We start from the raw sequence: 22,943 nt of genomic DNA, 5'->3' as shown, positions 1-22,943 counted from the left end.
TCCTCGCAGGGCGGCGGCGAACCTGCGACTACTTCGCGTTGGTGACCATGTCGGCGCGCACCTTGCCGACAATGCCTTCCCACTTCCCGTTGGCACCGTGGCCGTGGGATTCGCCGTCGTCGCGGAACTTCACGAAGTGGTTGGTCCACTTGGTCCGGCCGCCCTCACAGGCGTTGGAGCCCAGTGTCAAGTCGTTGCAGAACCAGTCGGACGGGTTGCAGTAGGCCCCACCCGCGCTGCCCGACACGCCGCCCGTGGAGTGGTACGACACCGCGTCGTCGTCCTGCCCCGGGAGGAGCCCCGAGTACACCTTGCCCTTGGCGCCCGCGAACATGTTGAAGCGGATGCCGCGCGTGGTGTTGTGGTTGTACATGGCGCGCGCGGTGGTCGTCACGAGGTCACTGACGATGGGGTCACTCACGGCCCACTCGCCCATGTCCGCCAGCTCGCTGCCTCCAGCGGCACCCGACGCCACGTTCACCCACTTGATGTTCCAGCCCGTCTGCGTCTTCCCATCGGTGTTGCCACACACACCGCTGGCATTCGGTTTCGCGTTCTTCTTGTAGCGCGCCGAGCCGCCATACAGCGCCAGCGCGTAACCAATCTGGAGGTTCCCCGCGCTGTGCACCGCGATGTAGCACCAGTTGTCTCCGGTGCAGTAGCAGTCGAGCGCATCCCGGATGTACACATTCTGCCCGCCAATCCGCTGCCGCCCGTCCCAGTTGACGGCCTTCTTGTTCACCCCGGCCGCCGTGGACGCAGGCCCCCAGGCGGAGAAGTCGGCGTAGTTGCCCTGCTTCGTGCCTCCGGAGTTCTTCCCGTGAATCCACAGGGTGTAGTTGGTGGCCAATGCCTGGGGCGCGAACAGCAGCGCCGCGCCTGCCAGCGCCGCGCGAACGGGAAACCGCATGGGGACTCCGGGGGAATTGCGAGGGGGCGCCACGCTAACAGCGCGCAAGTGTTTCAGCCCAGGGCTCCATTCAGATACATGGAGCGGCCCCAGGTATCGTGAGACCCAGTGTCTCCACCGTGTCTCACGACACGCCGCGTCGCAATGGCTCTCAGGTCCGCATCTTCAGTCGTGTTTCATGCACCGCGTCCCCCACGGCGCCAGGCTTCTCACGCTCGGCGGCGCGCAGCAGGCGGAGGATGCCGGGACCGAGCACGTCGATTTCCGTGGAGGCATAGGCCTCCGTGCCGAAGCGGCGGATGGTCTCCGTCTGCTGCCGGAGGATGCGCGCGTCCTGCCCGAAGATGTGGAGCGCCACGGGCATGAGAAGCGGGAGCGCCGCGCGCACCACCCAGCGGGGCAATGGCAGACGAAACGTCACCACCGCGTACACCAGCGTGTCCCAGTCCGACACGGGCGTCATCGCGGAGGTCACCATGATGTGGCTGGTGTCACCGATGCGGTACTCCACCTGGGCGATGGAGGGCATCAGGAAGCGATCGAAGTGCTGCACCACCCCGCCACCCGGCGCGAGCAGCCGGCCCACGAGCCCGCTGGGACGCGGCTCGCCGATGTACTCGGCCTCCACCTTGTCCGCGCTCCGGCGCACCACCACGTCGATTTCGTTCCGCTTCTCCTCGGTCCGGAACAGCCCGCCATGGAGGTACGCGGTGTGGGGCACGTCCAGCGTGTTCTCCAGCGTGGAGTGCAGCGAGCCGGGGGCCCGAAGCGTGCGGCGCACGGTGGTGTATTCGCGCGCCTCCAGAAGCGGGAAGCGGTAGGGCTCCGTGGTGGGCTCGACGCCCGGCGTGGAGTAGACCCAGACAAAGCCATCCTGCTCACGCGTGGCATGCGCCGTGGCACAGCGAGCACGCGCGCCGGGCTCGCCCAGGAAGCCAGGGATGGCGCGGCACTGCCCCGCGCCGTCGAAACGCCAGCCGTGGTAGCCGCACTGGAGCTGGCCTTCCTTCACCCGGCCCAGCGACAGCGGCACGTTGCGGTGCGGGCAGCGGTCCACCAGGGCCGCGGGCTTGCCGCCCTCGCCTCGGAAGAGCACCAGGGGCGAGCCCTGGAGCGTGCGCGCCAGGGGCTTGTCTCCCAGCTCACTCGAAGCACAGAGGATGAACCAGGCGTTGGGCAGGTGGACGACGGAGATATGTCCAGCGGGCGTACCGGAGGTGCGCCCCTCCTCGCGAGAGCTCATGGAGCGCACTCTAATCGGCCTCGACGGCGCGTGAAGGGCTCCGCGACAGGGCCGTTCCGGCTTGCCTGGACTCTTCCGGGCGCCCCCTCACGCGGGAAGGTCGGCGGCGCGCTGGGCGGCCTCCGGGTTGGGCGTCCGCGGCATGACACCGCCGCCCATCCTCCAGCACGAATCCGAGCACCGGGTACACATGTCCGCGCAGGCATTCATCACCACGTCCTCGCCCATTTGCGCGCAGGACTCCGCGCAGCGCCCGCAGACTTCCGAGCAGGCGAAGCAGGTGCGGCTATGCAGCTCCGAGCCCCGCAGCATGAAGTTCGCGCTCGTCTGGCAGATTTCCGCACAGTCCATCAGCAAGCGCAGGTGTCTGGCCTCCGCATACTTGCCGCCCATTCCCAGACAATACGTCAGCGTCTCCATGCAGATGCGGTGACAGGCCAGGCAGTCCTCGATGCACTGGCGCATGTCGCTGTCGGCGTTCATCTCTTCGGCTAGAGCCATGGTGTCCACCTCTCCCAGGGTGCGGTGCGTTCGAGCTCAAGGGTGGGCATCCCAGCGCCGCGCGGGTGGGCCTCGGCGGGCCGTCCGCCCCCGGCTCGAGGGAGGGAGCCCGGTACAGGCGGCCTCCCACACAACCGGGCCTACAGCTTCAGCTTCCGCAGCCGGAGCGCATTGCCGATGACGGACACCGACGAGAGGCTCATCGCGGCACTGGCGAAGATGGGACTGAGGAGCAGACCGAAGACGGGGTACAGCACGCCCGCCGCCACCGGCACACCCACGGCGTTGTAGATGAAGGCGAAGAAGAGGTTCTGCCGGATGTTGCGCAGCGTGCCCTGGCTCAGGCGGCGTGCCCGAGCGATGGCCCGAAGGTCCCCCTTCACCAGTGTCACCGCCGCGCTCTCCATCGCGATGTCCGTCCCGGTGCCCATGGCGATGCCCACGTCCGCCTGCGCCAGCGCGGGCGCGTCGTTGACGCCGTCTCCCGCCATGGCCACCACCCGCCCCTCCTGCTGGAGCTTCCGGACGGCGTCGCCCTTCGCCTCCGGCAACACCCCGGCGATGACCTCGGTGATGCCCAGCCGCCGCGCCACCGCGTCCGCCGTCGTCTGGCTGTCGCCCGTGAGCATCACCACCCGAAGCCCTTCCTCGCGCAGCAACGCGAGGGCCTCCGGCGTGGAGGACTTCACCGGGTCCTCGACACCGAGCAACCCCGCAGCCTTCCCCTCCACCGCCACCAGCACGACCGTCTGGCCCTCTGCCCGCAGCGCCTCGGCCCGGGAGGTCAATTCCCCTCCATGCACCTGGAGCGATTCCGTCAGGGCCGCGTTGCCCAGGGCCACGTCGGCGCCCTCCACCTTGCCCACGACGCCCTTGCCCGTGAGCGAGCGGAAGTCCTCCACGGGCGCCAGCGTCACGCCACGCGCCTTCGCGCCCGCGACGATGGCCGCGGCCAACGGGTGCTCACTGCCACGCTCCAGGCTCGCGGCCAGCCGCAGCAGCCGCGCCTCCTCGAAGCCCGGCGCGGGCACCACCGTCACGAGGCGCGGCTTGCCCTCGGTGAGCGTGCCCGTCTTGTCCACCACCAGCGTGTCCACCGCCTCCAGCCGCTCCAGCGCCGCCGCGTCGCGGATGAGGACGCCCGCCTGGGCGCCGCGCCCGGTGCCCACCATGACGGACATGGGCGTGGCCAGCCCCAGCGCGCAGGGGCAGGCGATGATGAGCACCGCCACCGCGTTGACCACCGCGTGCACCAACCGGGGCTCGGGTCCCCAGATGGCCCATATGCCCGCCGTCACCACCGCCACCGCGATGACCACCGGCACGAAGACGGCCGCCACCTTGTCGGCGAGCCGCTGAATCGGCGCGCGGGTGCGTTGCGCTTCACTCACGCGCTGGACGATGCGGGAGAGCAACGTGTCCTGGCCCACGCGCTCGGCGCGCATCACCAGTGAGCCCGTGCCATTCACCGTTCCGCCCGTCACCTGCGCACCCGGGGCCTTCTCCACGGGCAGCGACTCGCCCGTCACCATGGACTCATCCACCGCGCTGGTCCCCTGGAGCACCACGCCGTCCACGGGCACCTTCTCTCCGGGGCGCACGCGCAGCGTGTCCCCGGACTGGACGCTCGCGAGCGGCACATCCTCCTCGTGACCGTCCTCTCCCATTCGCCGCGCCACCGGCGGCGCGAGGCTCAGCAGCGCCCGCAGCGCACCGGAAGTCGCGTGCCGGGCGCGCAGCTCCAACACCTGTCCCAGCGCGACCAGGGTGACGATGACCGCGGCGGCTTCGAAATAGAGGGGCGCGGAGCCGCCGTGCCCCGTGCGCAGTCCCTGTGGTAGGGCCCGCGGCAGCAGCGTGGCGAAGACGCTGAACAGATACGCCGCACCCGTCCCCAACGCGATGAGGGTGAACATGTTGAGGTGCCGGTTGCGCACCGATGCCCAGCCACGCTGGAAGAAGGGCCAGCCCACCCAGAGCACCACGGGCGTGGCCAGCACGAGCTGTGCCCAGGCCAGCACGCCCGCGGACACCGCGTGTTGCACGGGCTGCCCGGGAAGCATGTCCGACATGGCCAGCACGAGCAGCGGCACCGTGAGCACCAGGCCCACGCGGAAGCGCAGTCGCATGGATTGCAGCTCCGGGTCCGGCGGCTCCTCCGCCAGCACCGTGCGCGGCTCCAGCGCCATGCCACACTTGGGGCAGGTCCCCGGGCCGTCCTTCACCACCTCCGGGTGCATGGGACACACGTACTCGACGCGGGACTCCTGGACGGGAAGCGTCTCTGGCTCCAGTGCCATGCCGCACTTGGGGCAGGCGCCGGGATGCGACTGGCGGACCTCCGGGTCCATGGGGCAGACGTAGAGGGTCCCCGGCGCCGGCGCCGGTTCCGGCGCGGTCTCCGCGGGCGAGAGGTAGCGCTCCGGGTCCGCGCGAAACCGCTCCCTGCACCGGGGATTGCAGAAGGCGTAGGTCAGCCCGGCGTGTTCCAGGTGACCGCCCTTCGGGGCGTTCGGGTCGACCTTCATGCCGCAGACGGGGTCGATGGCGGGCGCATCCCCGGCCGGAGAGGGAGGGGGCGTGCGGGAATGCGGCGCGTGCGAAGGGTGTTGGGGCATGGCGCTTCGAGGCTCCTTTCGCCCAGGCCAACGAAGCACCCGGCCGGCTCCTACTGGGTGTTTCTCTAGAGGTAATCGCTCCTCCGGCCACGGACATTCATCTTGACCTCCAAGCACATCCCCTCTCGCTCCATGGCTGGCCGTCGAGAGCCCCTGGACGAGGAGCAGAGTGCCCTTCACGACTCGTGGGACACGGTGCTGCGCACGGTGGGCCGGGTCGTCCTGGGCACGGTGCTCATCTGGGGGGTGTGCTCGGCGCTGCGGTATGGCGTCCATGCCACCAGTGACACGCTGCTGGCGTTCGCGTCGGGGCGGAGCCTCTGGTGGGCGCCGCTGGTGCTCGCGGGCGTGCTGCTGCTGGGCGGACTGCTGCGAGGGCTGCTCAACCGCCGGCCCGGCTGGAGCGACGTGGCCTCGGATGGGGTGAACGTCGCGCTCTTCAACTACCACATCACCTACGAGGACCCGGCGGACGACCCGCGCCCTCGCTACTCACGGCCCGCCATCCGGCTCGCCCTGCGCAAAGCGGTGGCCACGTTGCTCACGCTGGGCACCGGCGCGTCGGGCGGGCTGGAGGGTCCGGTGGTTCTGGTGGGCGAGTCCCTGGGCGCGGGCGTGGCCCGCATCACCCGTGCCCGCTCCGAGCACACGCTGCGCACCTGCCAACTGGCGGGTATCGCCGCGGCGGTGGGAACGCTGCTCAACGCGCCGTTCGCCGCCGCGCTCTTCGCGCTCGAGGTCGTCTACGGCAACCGCATTGTCTACCGGAAGCTGGCGTACTGCCTGCTGGCGGGAATCATCGCGTACGCGCTCAACAACCGCTTCCTCGGCTTCAAGCCCATCTTCGTGGCGCCGCCGCACCCGCACACGTACACGCTGGGGGAGTACGGCCTCACCGCGCTGGTGGCCGTGGCGGTGTCCGCGCCCGTCGCGCTGCTGTTCGGCCTGACCATGAAGCACACGCGCCAGGTGGTGGAGCGCGTCAGCCCAGTGCTGCGCGGCGCCATGGGGGCGCTGTGCACCATCCTGGTGGCCGGAGGGCTCTACTACGGCGCGGGCATGGACTTCCGGCACGTGCTGGGCATGGGCGAGTACACCATCGCCCAGCTGTTGGCGAATGCGCCGGGGCCGCTGTCGCTGTGGTGGTACCTGCTGCTCATCGTGGGTGGGAAGCTGCTCACCACGGGCTTCACGGTGCAGTCGGGCGGCTCGGCGGGCATGCTCATCCCCAGCATGGTGCTGGGCGGCGTGTCGGGCGCGGCCACGGCCCAGATGCTCGCATCGGTGACGGGCACGGGGCCAGCGGACGTGACGGTGTTCGTGGTGGTGGGCATTGCCTCCGCGCTGGTCGCGGTGGTCGGCGTGCCACTGGCGGCCATTGCCCTGGTGCTGGAGGTGTTCGGCTCCGCGTATGGCCCGCCCGCCGTCCTCGCCTGCTGCGTCACCTACGTGCTGACGCTGCGGCTGTCCGTCTACAACGAGCAGCGCCGCGAGGAGGCGGTGGCGGTGGAACCTGTCGCGAATGCGTGATCAACGCGTTCAGGTCCCGCCTCACATTTCGACGCCGAGGACGAGCCTCTCTAGAGACTGTCCTGGGATACTCCCGTCCCTGGCTCGATTTCCCTCCGAATCTCTCTCATGGGGCTGTCTGCTCCCTGCTGAGATTGGGGCCCTTCCGCTGCATTAGTGACGACGTAACGCGCGGCTTTCCCACATCCCTCAGCCTTGTAGACACCCTGCTTGGGTGAAAACCCCATCAAACTCACCAAGACGGGACCTGCTGGACATACCAGGTCAACGCTCGCCCTCTGCTGAATCGCCTTTTCATTCTGGATCGATGCAAGCAAATCGCGTGCATTCGCCGAGGTACAAGGGGCGGATTTCCCGCCATTCGGAAGGCAACCATTAAGACCGAGTTGAGGCAGATACCCCCACACGAGGCAGGCATCCAATGAAGGAATGGTGGCCACTTCGAACTTGAGCGTCTTGGCGGACGAAGCGGTCGATTCAAATCCAGGCGTCGCCTTTGAAACCTCAATCTCCACTGTCGAAGTGGCCTCGCCACCAGCCGCCATTTCCATCTCAAGCTTTCGAGTCAGGCTTCCTCCTGCTTTCTGGAAATGGAAGTCCGTCTCCGCAACAGCGCACGCGTGGACGAGCGCAGCACTCGCAATGGGGACATGGGCGTAGAACCCACGATGCCCGCAACCAGCCAGCGCAAACACGACGGCACACAACACGATTTTTCTGTTCATTCCCCCCCCGGGGCGAGCACTTCGTCCGCGCATTCACCTGAGAAGACGCATGCAGTTCAGCACTTTCCCATGGAGTTTTCAACCATTCCTAATCAATCGAACCCCACACATTGAGGACGGCACAAGAGTCATACACGACCCAATGCCCCTCAACTGGCATCACATGGCCATGAGAGTCACCCGCCACCCAAACACGGGAGCAAGGACAACATTGATGCGCGCGTCCGTCCCACGCGCCACCGCACAGACAAGACATCCACGCAATTCAATCGAAACCAACGAGGCCGCTGCGCGTTCCCTCCTTTCAAATTCCCGCCATGCCCATGTTCCGGAAAGCGGTGCGGGTGGCCAGGGCTTCGCAACCTCGGTCCTACAGGAACTCCATGCCGGTGAGCGCGCCGCTTGGCGGCATGTTGCCGCGCGACAAGACGCCACAGCTCCGCTCGGCCGTGCACTCGGCACAGTGCGGTGCCATGAAAAAGCACACTTCCCTCTCTTCACTCCCCGCTTTGTGCCGGATGCTGGCCCTGGCCGCCATGGCACTCCTGGCGCTGCCCGCCTGTGGTGATGACGGCGCGACCAACGAGCAACTCCAGGCATCGGAGGATCAACGCCGCCAGCTCGAGCAGCAGGTCTCGGAGCTCGAGGCAGAGGTCACCCGGCTCGAAGCCCAGGTCGTGCGGCAGCAGCAGGACGCGGAAACAGCTCAGGCGGAGCTGGCCGACATCACCCAGCAGCTCGAAGAGGCACGGGAGCTGTTGGCATCACAGGACTGGGAGGGCGTCTATCAACAGCTCACCCAGGTGCGCGCGGAACTCGCGGCGCTGCGAACCCAGATGGCCGCCATGGACGGCAGCCTGGAGCTGAGCGCGGCCTTCGTCTTCGGCACCGCGCCATTCGTCCTGGGCCAGACGTACGCCACCGCGGGCGGAGACACCGTCACCATCTCCCAGGTCCGGTACTGGCTCTCCAACGTGACGCTGCTCAAGCAGGACGGCACCACGAGGGCGCTCACCGACAGCTACCACCTCATGGAGGTCATCAACGCGCAGGAGTTGGACGGCACCTCGAACTCCGTGACGCTTCCCGCCAACCGCCGCGAGCGCGTCCAGGCCCGCGCGGTTCCCGCGGGCACCTACTCGGGCATCCGGTTCAGCATCGGCGTGGACCCCACCTACAACGACGACCTGAGCCGCCAGGCGGGTGAGCTGCACGTCCTCCAGAACATGGCGTCCGTAAGCTGGATGTGGTTCACCAGCTACATCTTCACCAAGACGCACGGCACCTACGTGACGGCCCAGGGCACGCAGGGCGACTTCACCTGGGACACCGGCACCAACGCCAACTACCGCACGGTGGAGTTGGCGTTCCCCACCACCGTCACCGTCAACTCCCAGAAGCGCCTGGCGGTGAACCTCCAGGCCAACGTGGCGGCCCTGTTCGCGTCGCTCAACCCGAGCACCACGCCCAGCATCGGCGCCACGCAGAGCTCCGAGAGCGCCACGCTGTCGGACGGCTTCGCCAACATGTTCACCCTGGTGTCGGTGGAGAACGCCGACCGATGAGCCCCGCCGCGCCTCGGGGCATGGCCGCCGCGTCCCTGGGCTTGCTCCTGATGGGCGCGTGTGGAGAAGGGCCCTCCTCACCAGACGCGGAGGGCCCATTCCCACGGCATCTCCCCGTGGGCAAGACGTCCATTCCCTCGCCTCCGGACAATCCACTCACGCCTGAGGGCATCGCCCTGGGACGCCGGCTGTTCCACTCACCTCGGCTGTCCTCCAATGGCCAGGTGTCCTGCGCCACTTGCCATGAGCAGGCGCGAGCCTTCGCGGACGACGCGGCCCTCACCCGACGTGGCGTCAGCGGACGCCCCCTGGTGCGACACGCCCCTGCCCTCATCAACCTCGCCTGGATGGAAGGACTCTTCTGGGACGGCGGAGCACGGGCTGGCGCTGGTCCAGCGGCACTGCGCCACGTGCCACGTGCCACGCCACGGAGCTCTTCACCGACAACGCCTACCACAACAACGGATTGGACTCGGACGCGGCCTTTGGCGAAGACGAGGCGGAGTCGCGAGGCAGGGGGCGCGTCACGCAGCGCGCCGAGGACGCGGGGCGATTCAAGACGCCCACCCTGCGCAATGTCGCTGTCACCGCGCCATACATGCATGACGGACGGCTCGCGACCCTGGAAGACGTCCTGGAGCACTACCGCGGCGGCATGGTGGCCTCCACCACGCTCGACGCCGTCTTCCAGCGCGAAGGCCCATCTCCCGGGCTGTCGCTGGATGACTCGGAGAAAGACGCCATCCTCGCCTTCCTCCACGCCCTGACAGATGAACCGTTCCTCACCGCGAGCGAGCTGGCGCCCCCGCAGTGAGCACAGCGGCCCTCACGGCACGGTGGACGGGTCCGAGAAGCGCGGGTCCGTCAGGAACTCCGTGTCGGTGAGCGACTCGAGGAATGCCAAGACGTCTTCCTTCTCCTGCTCGGTCAGCGTGAAGCCTCGCACGAAGCCACTCTGCAGCGGACTGGCCTCGCCGCCGCGCACCCGCCGCGCGTGCCCTCCCGCGGCGTAGTGGTCCAGCACGTCCGACAACGTGGCCAGACTGCCGTCGTGCATGTACGGCCCGGTGACGGCCACGTTGCGCAGGGACGGCGCGCGGAAGCGGCCCATGTCCTCGGGACGGCCCGTCAGCTCGATGAGGCCCGGATCCTCGGCAGGGTACGCGCCCTGGCCGTCCTCGTTGTAGAGACCCGTGTTGTGGAAGGGCAGGATGGGCTCGACCGTCGCCTCGTGCACCGTGGCGTCCTGGAAATTGAAGCCGGAGTGGCAGTGGTCACACTCCAGCCGCTCCGAGAAGAACAACTCCATGCCCCGCTTCTGCTGCCGCGTCATGGCCTCCACTTCATTGCCATACACATAGCGGTCATACGCGGAGTTACCGGAGATGAGGGTGCGCTGGAACGACGCCAGCGCCCGCGTCAGCGTGGCCACGGACACGGGCTCCACGGCCTCCGGAAACGCGCGCTGGAACTCGGCCTCCAGCCCCGGGACCGCGCGCAGCCGGCCGAGCAACTCCTCTTCCCTGTCGCCGAAGCCCAATTCCACCGGTTCCTTGCCGAACAAGGGCGCCAACGCCTGCGCCTCCAGCGTCGTGATCGAGGGATTCGCCCAGGTGAGACTCGTGGCATAGGCGACGTTGGCCAGCCCCTGGGAGTTGCGGCGGTGCGTCTCGCCCGTGCTGCCCTGCGACGTCACCAGGGGCTCGGTGAAGGCTCGCGCCGGGTCATGGCAGGACGCGCAGGACTGTGTCTCGTTCCGTGACAGGCGCACGTCGAAGAAGAGCCTCCGGCCCAGCTGCACCTTCTCCTCCGTCATCGGATTGTCCGCGGGCACTCGCGGCGTGGGAAACCCCGTGGGCAGCTTCCACACGTAGCGCTCCGCCTCACTGTCCTTGCTGCCACAGCCCGCGCTCAGCCAGGCCAGCACCACCAGCACCCCTGCTCGTCTTCCCACACGCCACACCATGACGTCCCCCTCCTACTCCGCCTTGATGAATGACTGAGGCCCCGGTGCCATCTCCTGGCTCCGGTGCGTCAGCCCCATCCGGCCGAACATGGGCGCACAGTCCGGGTCCGCCTGCTGCGACATACACCCCACGGAGGTGTTGGGAACCTCCGCGTTCTCGTCCAGGTTCGAGCCTGAGAAGAGCGCCCCCAAATCCAGCACCACCTTGCCAGACGCCAGGTCGAACGAGTCCAGGGCCACCTCCGGACGGTTGCCGAACGTACATCCCGCGGTGCCGTTCGTCCGGCCCTCCGGCGGCGGTGCACAGTCCGTGCTCCCCAGGTGCATGACGTGCCCTTCGGGAAGTCCCGTCGTCCGGCCCTCGATGCGCGTGAAGAGATAGCCCGAGCGCCAGCTCCAGTAGAGGCTCGTGTCGTTCAGCGGCGAGGGCGCCGTGGACACGTCGAGGTGGTTCTGCGTCTCCGGCACGCCCAGCTTGAAGCGCAGGCCGGTGTAGACACCCTCGGGCGCCGTGCCGGTGATGCGCAGGTTCGTCGCCTCCGTGCCGTTGGTGCACAGGCCCGTCTTGTCCGCGAAGTCGAGCAGCGCCGTGCCTTGTGTCTGCCACCGCCCGTCCTGCTCGAGCTTCAGTGGCACCTCAGAGCCCTCGGCCGTGACGAGGCGGACGTCGTGCAGGTACACGCGCAGGTCCATGGGCTCGTACGTCGTCCCCGTTGTTCCCACCCCGGTGTAGCTGCGGCCACATGCGAAGGGCTCGCTGCCCACCCGGGCCTCGAAGGGGATGGCGACTTCCATACCATCGCCACAGCCCAGGACGCCCAGGAGCGCGAAGGGAAACAGACGGACGGCACGACGATGAGCGGACACCATGGCGGACTCCCTTGAAATGGAGTCTCCGCGTAACGCAATCCCGACGGGGGGAGAACGTGGCAAGTTGCCACAGGCCGCTGTACTTGCCCCACGGAAGGAAACAGGCGGCCAACCTCAGCCGGCTTGCACGTTGTAGCCCGCGTCGCCGTAAGGCTTGAGCCGGTCCAACCAGAGCGCTTCCAGCACCTTCAGCTCCTCCTCCGGCGCCACCACGGGCTCGTCGGAAGGCTTCAGCACGTCGAGCACCTCGAAGGTGAACTGCTCTGCCCCGTAGCGCTTCCAGTCCTCCAGCAGCGTGGGCAGGCGGTCCATGCCCGTGGACAGCTCGAAGCGGATGCGATTGAGCATGCCCTGGACGTTGGCGCTCGCGCCCACCAACACCTTGCCGTTGGCGAGGCAGCGCACGGCGTACACGCCCATGGGAGGCGGTGCTTCCCGGTAGGCACGTTTCAGTTCGGAGCGGCGGGAGCCAGCGGACATGGGAGACCTCGTGTCTGGGGAAATTGAAGCGTGGGAAGGCGAATGCCGGGCGAACCGCTGGGCGAGCCGGGCCTGCGCGGCCCCATCCTTCGGCGCCATCCAGTCGCGGCCCATGAGCGACCAGTCCGCGTCCGCGGGGTCGACGCCGAGCGCCTCGACGAGGCTGGCCTCGCAGACGAAGAACTGCTCACGGAACGGAAAGAGGAAGCCGCCCTGCGTCCGCAGGGAGTCAGCGGCCTCCGCATAGGAAGAGAACCAGCGATTGAGGTGGGAGCCGCCCACGGGGGCGAGCAGGTGCTCGAAGTCGAGCTCACGCACCTGCTTCAGCTCGCCCCAGGTGGCGTGCCCCTGCTCACGCGCGATGACGGTCAGCGCATGCTTGCGCTGCACCGTCTCCTTGCGCGCGAGCACCTCGCCCAAGGGCAGTCCCGCGAAGCCGGGCAGGACGCGCAGCCGCTCCGCGGCCCGGGCCGCGCGCGACGCATCCGCCGAGGCCAGCTCCTTGAGCAGGAGCGACGCACGGACCTTGCATTCGTGGAGGGTGACGACGGTTCGCATGAAAAGTCCCTTGGCGTCGGCCCTCACCCGTTCGTGGGCCGTGAAAGGAACTCATCTGGAACTGTCGAACGGCGGAGAGAAGCGAGGGTGACGTCGTCTTTTCGGGCAGGCGCCCCTCGGCACCTGGGTGGGAGTTAACGAAGCGGACCGTCCCGGTGCAAGCGCTTTCAGACGTCCGCCGAGCCAGACGCCAAGGCCTCGCCTGCCCGGTGGGATGGCTTGCAAGAGCAGTCCAGGCATCCGTGCGCGGCGCAGCTGCCGCAGCTTCGCTCCAGTTGCTTCTTCAACGCCTGGCGGGCCCGGTGGAGCCGCACGCCCGCGTTGTTCGCGGTGATGCCCGCCTCGCGCGCCACGTCCGGGACACCGCGCTCCGCCAGGTCCACCTTCCGCAGGATGTCGGCGTACTCCGGCTTGAGCGTGGGCACCAGCTCACCCACGCACGCGCAGACGGCTTGCTTCAGCTCCGTGTCCACCATGGCCCCCTCCGCCTCCTGCGCCTCGCGCTCCAGCGCGCGCCCCTCCGCCGCCTGGCGCCGGTAGTGGTCCACCAGCGCGTTGCGCAGCAGCCGGTAGAACCACGCCACCGCGCCCTCGCCCTCCTTCAGCGCGCCGCCCTTCTCCAGCGTCCTCACGAACGCGGCCTGGAGGATTTCCTCCGCGATGGCGCGGCTGCCCACACGCCGCTCCAGGAAGGCGAGGAACTGGCGGTGGTTGTCCACCAGCGCACGCACCACCTCGTCACCCAGCTGTCCGGTCTCCGTCACGCCGCGCTCCTTTCCCTCCCGTCATCTGCACATTCCGGCCCCATGTTTTCAACGCCTTGGCGCCGGCACCCGCCCCGGGCACCGGGCATTCCCGCCAAACCCTGACGTGAATGGAAGCTGCCGTGACGGAAGCGAAACCACACGAGGCATTGACAGACACCCGGGTCCACGCTTATTTCGTGCGCAGCATCAAGAGCGGCCGCCGCCTCGCGCGGTGGCCCGACAACCTGGAGTCGGACCTCCAAGGTGTCCAAACGATGCGGTTCGAGGAGCAGGGGCTCCCCGAGCAATCCAAGCGTCCGAAGCCGGAGGGCTCCCTCCCGCTTCGGTGAGAGAGGACCTCCGTGGTTCCATCCACCTGCTCCGCACCCGCACCGTTGACCGCCGCGCCCGTGTTGTCCGTGCTTCGCCGCGCGCGCGTCACGCATCGAATGCGCTGGCCCGGCGGCACGCACTAGTCCGCCAGGGCTCCCACTCCAACCCCTTCATTCTTCCCTCCGTGGGCGCTCGCGCGCCGCGTCTGGCCGGCGTGTGTCCGGCACAGGGCGCCGCGTCTGCCCTTCCCTTTCGAATCAGGGCCCGCCGGCCCCCTCGAGGTTCTTCAATGAGCAGCACGTCCCTGCAGGTGATGAAGTTCGGTGGCACGTCCGTGGGCTCGCCCACGCGGCTCCGCCAGGTGGTGGAGCTGATTGGCAAGCACGCGCGGCAAGGCCCGCTGGCAGTGGTCGTCTCCGCGATGGGCGACACCACGGACTGGCTGCTGGACGCGGCCCGCCTCGCCACCGAGGGTGACCTGGAAGGCGCGCTCGCGGTGGCCACGCGCATCGCCGACCTCGCGAAGACCAACGCCACGGCGCTGGCGCCCGGACAAGCCACCGCGCTGGCCGAGCGTGTCGACGGGCTCGTCGCGCCGCTGCGCCAGTTGCTCCATGGCGTCTCACTCACGCGAGAGTGCTCCGCCCCCACGAGAGACCGGGTGCTGTCGTTCGGTGAGCTGGTGTCCGCCACGCTGCTGGCGGAGCTGCTCACGGCCCATCGCACGTCCGCCACCTTCCGTGACGCGCGGCAGCTCCTGGTGACGGATGACCGCTTCGGCGCGGCGCGGGTGGACCTGGTTCGGACGCGGGAGCGACTCCAAGCCGCCCGGGAGACGTGGGGCGCTGAGGTGCCCGTGCTCCCCGGCTTCATCGCCGCCACGCCGGATGGACGCACCACCACGCTGGGCCGCAACGGCTCCGACTACACCGCGGCGCTGGTGGCCCAGGGCCTGGGCGCGTCGGAAGTCACGGTGTGGACGGACGTGCTCGGCCTGCACACCGCCGACCCGGAGCTGGTCACGGACGCCTACCCCGTGGCGCACCTCACCCATGGCGAGGGCCTGGAGCTGGCGGCGGTGGGCGCCCGCATGCTGCACCCGCGCACGATGATTCCGCTCATCGAGTCCGGAATCTCCCTGCGCATCCGCAACACCATGGAGCCGGAGCATCCGGGCACGCTCATCGACGCCATCGGTTCGCGCGACGGCCAGCGTCCCGCCTGCATCGCGACGCGCGAGGACCTGGCGCTGCTCGGCATCGAGGTGCGCAAGCTGTCCGACCAGTTCCAACTGGGAGAGCGCGTGCTGGCCGCGCTGCGAGAAGCGCGCGTCACGGTGTGGATGACCGCACAGTCCGCCAATGGCCAGTCACTGGCCGTCGTCGTGCCTCGCCCCGACGCGGAGCACGCGCGGTCCGTGCTCGCCGCCGAGCTGGCGCAGGAGCTGTCACGCCGCGAAGTGGAACCGCTGGAGGTCCGCCAGCCGGTGACGCTGCTGACGCTGGTGGCGGAGACCATGGGTCACGGCGTCAACGTGGCCGGGCGCTTCTTCAGCGCGCTGGGCGCGGTGGGCGTCAACGTGCGCGCCAGCGCCCAGGGTGCCAGCTCCCGCTCCCTTTCGTGTGTCGTCGACGCGGCGGACACCGCCGTCGCCGCGCGCACCACGCACGCGGCCTTCAACCTGGCCCATCAGCAGGTGAGCCTCTTCGTCCTCGGCCGAGGCACGGTGGGCGGACAACTGCTGGCCCAGCTTCGCGCCCAGCAGGCGCTGCTCCGGGACAGGCACGGCATCGCGTTGCGCGTCGTGGGACTGGCGGACAGCAAGCGAGCGCTCTTCGACGCGGCGGGGCTCACGCTCGACGGTGTGGAGGCGCGGCTCGAAGGCGTGACGCCCGAAGCGCCCCAGACTCGCACCCTGGTCCCCTTGTTGGACGCGCTCCGGCGGCTGCCCGTCCCCATCCTGGTCGACTGCACCGCCGCGGGCGGGCTGGAGGCGCTCTATACGGAGGCCTTCCAGCGCGGCATCCACGTGGTGGCGGCCAACAAGAAGCCGCTGGCGCTGCCGTGGGAGGCCCGCGAAGCGCTGGTGGACACGGCGCGCCGCAACCACGTCGCGTACCACTACGAGACGACAGTGGCGTCCAGCCTGCCCGTCATCGACACGCTGGCGAACCTGGTGCGCACCGGTGACACCGTTCGCCTCATCACCGCGTCCCTGTCCGGCAGCCTGGGCTTCATCTGCAACGAACTGACGGCCGGCGTGCCCCTGTCCCGGGCCGTCCGCACTGCTCGGGAGCGCGGCTTCACGGAGCCGGACCCTCGCGAGGACTTGAGCGGCACGGACGTCGCGCGCAAGGCGCTCATCCTCGCTCGGGAGCTGGGCCTGCCGCTCTCCCTGTCGGACGTGGCGCTGGAGCCCTTCGTCGCCACGGCCGAGTGCGCCAGCGTGGACTCGTTCTTCCAGGTGCTCGCCACGCAGGACGCGGCCTACGCGGAGCGTGTGGCCCGCTGCCGCCACGCCGGCACCGTGCTGCGCTACCTGGCACGCATCGACCCATCGAAGGCGGGCACGGGCAGTCCCGTCATCCGCGTGGGCCCCGTCGGCGTCGAAGCGGGCCACCCCGCAGCGGACCTCCGCGGCTCCGAGTCCTTCGTCTCCTTCACCACCACCCGCCACAGCGACTTTCCGCTCACCGTCCGGGGCGCGGGCGCGGGCGGCGCCGTCACCGCGTCCGGCGTGCTGGCGGACATCCTCCGCATCTCCCAGACGCTGCGCGGTCGCTGAGCGCGCCACCGAAAGGGTCCTCTCATGAAACTCGCCACCGCTCTCGTCCACGCAGGCGTGCGCCGCGACCCCTCCACCGGCGCGGTCGCCGTCCCCATCTACCAATCCGCCACCTTCCAGCACCCCGCGCTCGGGCAGTCCACCGGCTACGACTACTCGCGCACGCGAAACCCCACCCGCTCCGCGCTGGAAGATGCGCTGGCGCAGCTGGAGGGTGGCAGCCGGGGCCTGGCCTTCAGCTCCGGCATGGCGGCGCTGCACTGTGCCCTCCAGCTCTTCGGCCCGGAGGACCACGTCCTCCTCACCGAGGACCTCTACGGCGGCACCTACCGGCTGGTGGACCGCATCCTCCACGTCCCCTGCACCTTCGTGGACACCTCCCGGCCCAGCGCCGTGCGGGACGCGCTGCGCCCCAACACCCGCGCCATCGTCGTGGAGACGCCCACCAATCCCATGATGCGCACCGCAGACCTCTCCGAACTGGCGGCCATTGCCCGCAAGGCCGGAGTGCTGCTCATCGTCGACAACACCTTCCTCACGCCGTGGCTCCAGCGCCCGCTGGAGCTGGGCGCGGACATCGTCGTGCACAGCGCGACGAAGTACCTGGCCGGACACAACGACGTCGTCGCGGGCGCGCTGGTCGTCAAGGACGCCGCGCTGGGCGAGCGGCTGGCGTACCTCCAGAACGGCATCGGCGCGATTCTTGGTCCGCAGGACGCGTACCTGGTGATTCGCGGCCTGAAGACGCTGGCCCTGCGCATGGAGCGGCACCAGGCCAACGCGCGGGAAGTGGCCGCGTGGCTGCGCGCCCACCCGGGCGTGGAGCGCGTCTTCTATCCCGGCGTGGGTGGGATGCTGTCCTTCACCGTCGCCCATGTGGCCCTGGTGCCCCAGGTGCTCGCGTCCGTGCAGTTGTGTCTCTTCGCCGAGTCGCTCGGCGGCGTGGAGACGCTCATCACCTACCCCACCACGCAGACCCACGCTGACATCCCCGCCGAGCGCCGGGAGGCGCTGGGCATCTCCGACCGGCTGCTCCGGCTCTCCGTAGGAATCGAGGACTCCCATGACATCATCGCCGACCTGGCCCACGCGCTTCGCGACCCGTCTGCTGCACACGGGGCATGAGCAGGACCCCGTCACGGGCGCCGCCGCTGTCCCCATCTACCAGGTGTCCATGTTCGACCAGCCGGGCCTGGAGACGCCCGGCGAGTTCGACTACGCGCGCTCCGGCAATCCCACGCGCAAGGCCCTGGAGGGCGTGCTCGCTGCGCTGGATGAAGGCCACGCGGCCTTTGCCTTCGGCTCTGGCATGGCCGCCGTGTCCAGCGTGCTGATGCTCTTCAGCGCGGGGGACCACGTCGTGGTGACGGACGACTGTTACGGCGGCACCTACCGGGTGCTCACGCGCGTCTTCAGCCGCTTCGGCCTGCAAGCCACCTTCGTGGACACCAGCGACCCGGACGCCGTGCACGCAGCCCTCCGCCCCAACACGCGGGCGCTGCTGGTGGAGAGCGTGAGCAATCCCTTCCTCAAGCGCACCGACATCCCCGCGATGGCGCGGGTGGCCCAGGCGCATGGGGCGCTGCTCATCGTGGACAACACGTTCCTGTCCCCGGCCCTCTCGCGTCCGCTGACCGAGGGCGCGGACATCGTCATCCACTCCGCCACCAAGTACCTCGGCGGCCACAGTGACGTCGTCGCCGGGGCGGTGGTGGTGAAGACGCCCGCGCTCGCGCAGGAGCTCGGCTTCCTCCAGAACGCGGTGGGCGCGGTGCTGGGCCCCCAGGACTGCTTCCTCCTCCAGCGGGGCATCAAGACGCTGCAGGTCCGCCTGGAGCGACAGGTGCGCACGGCGGGGGCCCTGGCGAAGTGGCTCACCGAGCGGCCGGAGGTGCGGCGGGTCTTCTATCCGGGCACGGGCGCGGTGGTGTCGTTCCGGCTGGCCCAGGACACCCTGGCGGCGCCCTTCGTGGAATCGCTCCAGCTTCCCCTGCTGGGCGTGTCGCTGGGCGCGGTGGAGAGCATCGTCACCGTCCCTGCGCGGCACTCCCACGCCTCCGTCCCCGTCGCCGAGCGGGAGCGCCGAGGCATCACCGACGGACTCATCCGCTTCTCGGTGGGACTGGAGGACCTGGAGGACCTGCAAGAGGACTTCGTGCGGGCATTCACGCAGGCAGACCGCGCGGCGGCATAAGCCGTCAGGTTGACATGGCGCGTCGGCTCCATTACCTGTCTGTGCCGATGCTCGCTGGTTGCGCCATGTTCGGATTCTGTCGCGGAGGCATGTGTTGTCATGCCCCCACGGGTCCGTCCGTTCGCGCGCGCTGAGCCTCCCTCACGAAACGAACCGACGTTCCTCCCGGCCCGTTGCCTGCTGCGTTCAGGCACGGGCCGTCCTTCGCGCACCTCGTGCGAGCCCCCGTCCCACCTTCGCAGTCCCCAGGAGCAGTCCATGCGCGGCACCCCGGACACGAATGAGCAGCGGCCCCCTGGGCCCGCGCGAGCCACGCCCAGCCGGAGCGCCACGCCGTGATTGCGTTTCGCGGAGTCAGCAAGGTCTACACGGCGGGCGGGCGGGAGGTCGCGGCGCTGAGGAACGTGTCGCTCCGGGTGGAGGCCGGTGAAATCCACGGCGTGCTGGGACAGAGCGGCGCCGGCAAATCCACGCTCATCCGCTGCGCCAACCTCCTGGAGCGCCCCACCGAGGGCTCCGTCTCCGTCGACGGACAGGACTTGCTGGCCCTCAGTCCCGAGGCACTGCGCAAGGCTCGCCAGGGCATCGGGATGATCTTCCAGCACTTCAACCTCTTCGGCTCGAAGACGGTGGCGGCGAATGTCGCGTACCCGCTGGAAGTGGCGGGCGCCCCACGCGGGGCCATCCGCGAGCGCGTGGAGGAGCTGCTGTCGCTCGTGGGACTGTCCGACAAGGCGCAGGCCTACCCTTCGCAGCTCTCCGGCGGACAGAAGCAGCGGGTGGGCATCGCGCGGGCGCTGGCGCCCCGGCCTCGCGTCCTGCTTTCCGACGAGGCCACCTCCGCGCTGGACCCGGAGACGACGCGCTCGGTGCTGGGGCTGCTGCGTGACATCAACCAGAAGCTCGGCGTGACGCTGCTCCTCATCACCCACCAGATGGACGTGGTGAAGGCCATCTGCGACTCGGCGTCGGTGCTGGAGCGGGGGCGGCTCGTGGAGCAGGGCAAGGTGACGGAGCTGCTCGCCCATCCCAGCACCCGGTTGCATCAACTGTGCTTTCCGGCCTTCGCACCGCCGACGGACGCCCCCTCGGGCCGCCGCGTGGCGCTGACGCTCGCGGGCGAGCACGCCCGGCGGCCCCTCCTGGGCACCCTGGCGCGCCAGTTCGACGTGGACGCCCTGCTGGTGGAAGGCGCCATGGAGCGCGTGGGCAACACCCGCGTGGGGAGGCTCCTCGTCGACCTCCAGGGTTCCGCCGATGCCGTGAGCCAGGCACTCGCCTACCTGCGTGAGCAGGGACTGACGCTCGAGGAGGCCGCACATGGATAGCCAGCTTCCGCGCCTGCTGGGCGTGGCCACCGGTGAGACGCTCTACATGACGTCCGTGGCCGCGGCGCTCGTCCTCCTCGCGGGACTGCCCCTGGGCGTGCTGCTGGTCGTCACGGACCGGGGTGGCCTGTGGGAACGTCCGGCGCTGAACCGGGTGCTGGGCACGCTCGTCAACGTGGGCCGCTCCGTGCCGTTCATCATCCTCATGGTGGCCATCGTCCCGCTCACCCGCCTGCTGGTGGGCACCACCATCGGCACCACCGCCGCCATCGTTCCCCTGGTCGTGGCGGCCATTCCCTTCATGGGCCGCGTCGTCGAGCAGAGCCTCCGCGAAGTGGACGCCGGGCTGGTGGAGGCCGCCATCGCCATGGGCTCCACCCACCGCCGCATCGTCTTCCACGTCCTCATTCCGGAGGCGCTGCCGTCGCTCGTGCGCGGCACCGCGCTCGTCATCATCAGCCTGCTGGGTTACAGCGCCATGGCGGGCGCGGTGGGCGGCGGCGGCCTGGGCGACCTCGCGGTGAAGTACGGCTACATGCGCTTCCGCACCGACGTCATGTTGGGCTGCCTGGTGGTGTTGCTGGTGCTGGTGCAGCTCGTCCAATGGCTGGGTGACGCGCTGGCCTCCCGCTTCGACCACACCGGCGCGCGCTCGTCGCGCTGACGCGCCCTCTCCTTCCCGTTGTCACTGGAGTCTTCCGACATGAAGTCCCCCTCTCGTTCCCTGCTCACCCCGCTGCTGCTCTCCGTGACGCTGCTGCTCACGGCCTGCCAGAAGCAGGAGGCGTCCTCGGGCGAGTCTTCCGGCATCCGCACGTTGAAGGTCGGCGTCAACCCGGTGCCCCACGGAGAGATTCTCCGCGCCGCCGCCGCCGTGGCCCTGCGCGAGGGCGTGCGCGTGGACGTGGTGGAGTTCACCGACTACGTCCAGCCGAACATCGCGCTGTCTGACAAACAGCTCGACGCCAACTACTTCCAGCACGTGCCCTACCTGGAGCGCTTCGCCGGAGACAGGAAGCTCGCGTTGACGAGCGCCGGCCCGGTGCACCTGGAGCCCCTGGCGCTCTACTCCACGAAGTTCCGTCAGCTCGCGGAGCTGCCGGAGGGCGCGCAAGTGACGTTGCCCGCAGACCCCAGCAACCTGGCGCGGGCGCTGCGCCTGCTCGAAGCCCAGGGCCTGCTGCGCCTGCGCGAGGACGCGGGCGCCACGGCGACGGTGCGGGACGTGGTGGGCAACCCGCGCAAGCTCGACCTGCGGGAGATTGATGCGGAGCAGCAGCCCCGCACGCTGGAGGACGTGGCCGCCGCCGTCATCAACGGCAACTACTTCCTGGAGGCCCAGAAGCACCTGAAGCTGGACGCGAAGGTGCTGGCCCGCGAGGCGGCGCGGGAGAACCCCTACGCCAACGTGCTCGCCGTGCGCCAGGGTGACGAGCAACGCCCCGAGGTGCGCACGCTGGTGAAGGCGCTCCAGTCCGACGACGTGCGCCGCTACATCGAGTCCACCTACGGCGGCGCGGTGGTGCCCGCCTTCTGACGGATGCCACGTCTTCCTTGCGCGCCGTGCCCGGCCCGAGCATGACAGGGGCACGCGCGCGGGGCCCTCCCAGCCCCGCCAGACGAGGGAGCGAGCACATGGCCTTGCGGTTCAAGAACCTCGATGGCAGCGGACCGCAGCCGTTCAGCAGCATCTTCAAGTGGGCCGTGGCCGACAAGCTCGCCGGCCGCCGCCGCAAGGCCCCGGCCCGCGCCGAGGTCCCCCGCGTGGAGCCCGACCTCGCGCTGCTCGCCACGCCGCCCGCGACGGGAGAAGGCGCGCGGCTGACGTGGCTGGGACATGCGAGCTGGCTCGTGCAGTTGGACGGACTGTCGCTGCTCATCGACCCGGTGCTGCGCGACGCCATCAGCGGCGTCATCCGGCGCAACGTCCCGCCCGGCGTCCCCCTGGAGAAGCTGCCGCCCATCACCGCCAGCCTCGTCTCCCACAACCACTACGACCACCTGGACCTGCCCACGCTGGAGAAGGTGGGCGCGCCCATCGTCACCGGCCTGGGCCATGCGCCGGTGTTCCGGGGCTCGGGCCTGGGCGTCACGGAGCTGGACTGGTGGCGCTCCACGCAGGTGGGCGCTGTCACGGTGCACTTCGTCCCCTCGCAGCACTGGAGCCGCCGCGGCCTCAACGACGTCAACGAGATGCTGTGGGGCGGCTTCGTCATCGAAGGCTCCAGCGCCCGCGTCTTCCACTCCGGCGACACCGCCTACTTCGAGGGCTTCAAGGAGATTGGCCTGCGCTACCCGGGCATCGACGCCGCGATGCTGCCCATTGGCGCGTATGACCCGGCCTGGTTCATGCGCCGTCAGCACATGAACCCCGAGGAAGCCGTGCAGGCCTTCGAGGACCTGGGCGCCGCGCGCTTCCTGGCCATGCACTGGGGCACCTTCAAGCTCACCGACGAGCCGCTCGACGAGCCGCCCCGCCGCCTGGACGCGGAGTGGACCCGGCGAGGACTGGCGCGTGAGCGCGTCGAAGTGCTGCCGGTAGGTGGAACACTCACCGTGCGCCACGGTTGAAACCCACCAGGGGCTATGTT

19 protein-coding genes, 1 pseudogene and 1 riboswitch are annotated in these 22,943 nt (G+C 69.4%); of the genes and pseudogenes, 11 read left to right on the top strand and 9 right to left on the bottom strand.

Annotated elements, in window-relative coordinates; genetic code table 11:
- Positions 1-28: 28 nt before the first annotated feature.
- The 4 genes from FL344_RS14235 to FL344_RS14220 form a co-directional block, all read right to left on the bottom strand.
- On the bottom strand, positions 29-910 hold the full coding sequence (locus FL344_RS14235; RefSeq protein ID WP_194863106.1) for a hypothetical protein: 882 nt from the start codon (positions 908-910) through the stop codon (positions 29-31).
- 151 nt (positions 911-1,061) lie between these two features.
- A complete protein-coding gene (locus FL344_RS14230) occupies positions 1,062-2,153 on the bottom strand; it encodes an aromatic ring-hydroxylating dioxygenase subunit alpha (RefSeq protein ID WP_141618915.1) in 1,092 nt (363 codons plus the stop codon).
- An 87-nt stretch (positions 2,154-2,240) separates the two neighbouring features.
- On the bottom strand, positions 2,241-2,654 hold the full coding sequence (locus FL344_RS14225; protein ID WP_141588267.1) for a four-helix bundle copper-binding protein: 414 nt from the start codon (positions 2,652-2,654) through the stop codon (positions 2,241-2,243).
- 140 nt (positions 2,655-2,794) lie between these two features.
- A complete protein-coding gene (locus FL344_RS14220; RefSeq protein WP_141618914.1) occupies positions 2,795-5,272 on the bottom strand; it encodes a heavy metal translocating P-type ATPase in 2,478 nt (825 codons plus the stop codon).
- 132 nt (positions 5,273-5,404) lie between these two features.
- Between FL344_RS14220 and FL344_RS14215 the strand changes: the two genes are divergently transcribed.
- Positions 5,405-6,802 (top strand): chloride channel protein, encoded by a 1,398-nt coding sequence (locus tag FL344_RS14215; protein ID WP_141618913.1) that lies wholly within the window; start codon positions 5,405-5,407, stop codon positions 6,800-6,802.
- Between the two features lie 50 nt (positions 6,803-6,852).
- Here the strand turns inward: FL344_RS14215 and FL344_RS14210 are convergent, their stop codons facing one another.
- Positions 6,853-7,527 carry a hypothetical protein gene (locus FL344_RS14210; RefSeq protein WP_141618912.1) on the bottom strand — a complete coding sequence of 225 codons (675 nt, stop codon included), beginning with the start codon at positions 7,525-7,527 and terminating at the stop codon, positions 6,853-6,855.
- Positions 7,528-8,063: 536 nt separating this feature from the next.
- On the opposite strand from FL344_RS14210, the gene FL344_RS14205 reads away from it, so the two are divergent.
- The 3 genes and pseudogenes from FL344_RS14205 to FL344_RS39050 all read left to right on the top strand — a co-directional run bounded on the left by FL344_RS14205 (position 8,064) and on the right by FL344_RS39050 (position 9,906).
- Positions 8,064-9,092, top strand: a complete 1,029-nt coding sequence (locus tag FL344_RS14205; RefSeq protein WP_228565039.1) for an MbnP family protein — start codon at positions 8,064-8,066, stop codon at positions 9,090-9,092.
- A pseudogene (locus FL344_RS39055) lies at positions 9,089-9,412 on the top strand (cytochrome c peroxidase); the annotation flags it as partial. The gene FL344_RS14205 and the pseudogene FL344_RS39055, both read left to right, overlap by 4 nt.
- A 146-nt stretch (positions 9,413-9,558) precedes the next feature.
- Entirely contained in the window at positions 9,559-9,906 is a 348-nt protein-coding gene (locus FL344_RS39050; protein ID WP_228565042.1) for a cytochrome-c peroxidase, read from the top strand.
- A 12-nt stretch (positions 9,907-9,918) separates the two neighbouring features.
- Here the strand turns inward: FL344_RS39050 and FL344_RS14195 are convergent, their stop codons facing one another.
- From FL344_RS14195 to FL344_RS14180, 4 genes are all read right to left on the bottom strand, one after another.
- A complete protein-coding gene (locus FL344_RS14195) occupies positions 9,919-11,058 on the bottom strand; it encodes an MbnH family di-heme enzyme (protein WP_141618910.1) in 1,140 nt (379 codons plus the stop codon).
- A gap of 12 nt (positions 11,059-11,070) precedes the next feature.
- Positions 11,071-11,928 (bottom strand): MbnP family copper-binding protein, encoded by an 858-nt coding sequence (locus tag FL344_RS14190; protein WP_368667429.1) that lies wholly within the window; start codon positions 11,926-11,928, stop codon positions 11,071-11,073.
- Between the two features lie 114 nt (positions 11,929-12,042).
- Positions 12,043-12,966: a GIY-YIG nuclease family protein gene (locus FL344_RS14185; RefSeq protein WP_194863105.1), complete on the bottom strand. Its 924-nt coding sequence runs from the start codon at positions 12,964-12,966 to the stop codon at positions 12,043-12,045.
- Between the two features lie 167 nt (positions 12,967-13,133).
- A complete protein-coding gene (locus FL344_RS14180; RefSeq protein WP_141618907.1) occupies positions 13,134-13,730 on the bottom strand; it encodes an RNA polymerase sigma factor in 597 nt (198 codons plus the stop codon).
- Positions 13,731-13,911: 181 nt separating this feature from the next.
- Positions 13,912-14,034, top strand: a riboswitch (SAM-I-IV-variant riboswitch).
- A 300-nt stretch (positions 14,035-14,334) separates the two neighbouring features.
- Between FL344_RS14180 and thrA the strand changes: the two genes are divergently transcribed.
- From thrA to FL344_RS14145, 7 genes are all read left to right on the top strand, one after another.
- Positions 14,335-16,830, top strand: coding sequence for a bifunctional aspartate kinase/homoserine dehydrogenase I (thrA, locus tag FL344_RS14175; protein ID WP_141618906.1), 2,496 nt, complete (start codon positions 14,335-14,337; stop codon positions 16,828-16,830).
- A 24-nt stretch (positions 16,831-16,854) separates the two neighbouring features.
- The gene (locus FL344_RS14170) at positions 16,855-17,955 is read left to right on the top strand and encodes an aminotransferase class I/II-fold pyridoxal phosphate-dependent enzyme (RefSeq protein ID WP_141588275.1); all 1,101 of its coding nucleotides are present in this window, start codon (positions 16,855-16,857) and stop codon (positions 17,953-17,955) included.
- A complete protein-coding gene (locus FL344_RS14165; RefSeq protein ID WP_141618905.1) occupies positions 17,894-19,024 on the top strand; it encodes a PLP-dependent aspartate aminotransferase family protein in 1,131 nt (376 codons plus the stop codon). The genes FL344_RS14170 and FL344_RS14165 overlap by 62 nt, the downstream gene beginning before the upstream one ends.
- Positions 19,025-19,359: 335 nt before the next feature.
- The gene (locus FL344_RS14160; RefSeq protein WP_141618904.1) at positions 19,360-20,352 is read left to right on the top strand and encodes a methionine ABC transporter ATP-binding protein; all 993 of its coding nucleotides are present in this window, start codon (positions 19,360-19,362) and stop codon (positions 20,350-20,352) included.
- Entirely contained in the window at positions 20,345-21,016 is a 672-nt protein-coding gene (locus FL344_RS14155; protein ID WP_141588278.1) for a methionine ABC transporter permease, read from the top strand. The genes FL344_RS14160 and FL344_RS14155 overlap by 8 nt, the downstream gene beginning before the upstream one ends.
- A gap of 39 nt (positions 21,017-21,055) precedes the next feature.
- Positions 21,056-21,889: a MetQ/NlpA family ABC transporter substrate-binding protein gene (locus FL344_RS14150; protein WP_141618903.1), complete on the top strand. Its 834-nt coding sequence runs from the start codon at positions 21,056-21,058 to the stop codon at positions 21,887-21,889.
- A gap of 98 nt (positions 21,890-21,987) precedes the next feature.
- Entirely contained in the window at positions 21,988-22,923 is a 936-nt protein-coding gene (locus tag FL344_RS14145; protein ID WP_011551086.1) for an MBL fold metallo-hydrolase, read from the top strand.
- Positions 22,924-22,943 lie beyond the last annotated feature (20 nt).

It is taken from the genome of Myxococcus sp. AB036A, assembly GCF_006547355.1.
Lineage (GTDB): Bacteria > Myxococcota > Myxococcia > Myxococcales > Myxococcaceae > Myxococcus > Myxococcus virescens.
Note: the sequence above shows the minus strand (reverse complement) of the source record. Positions and strands in the feature narration are given on the sequence as shown.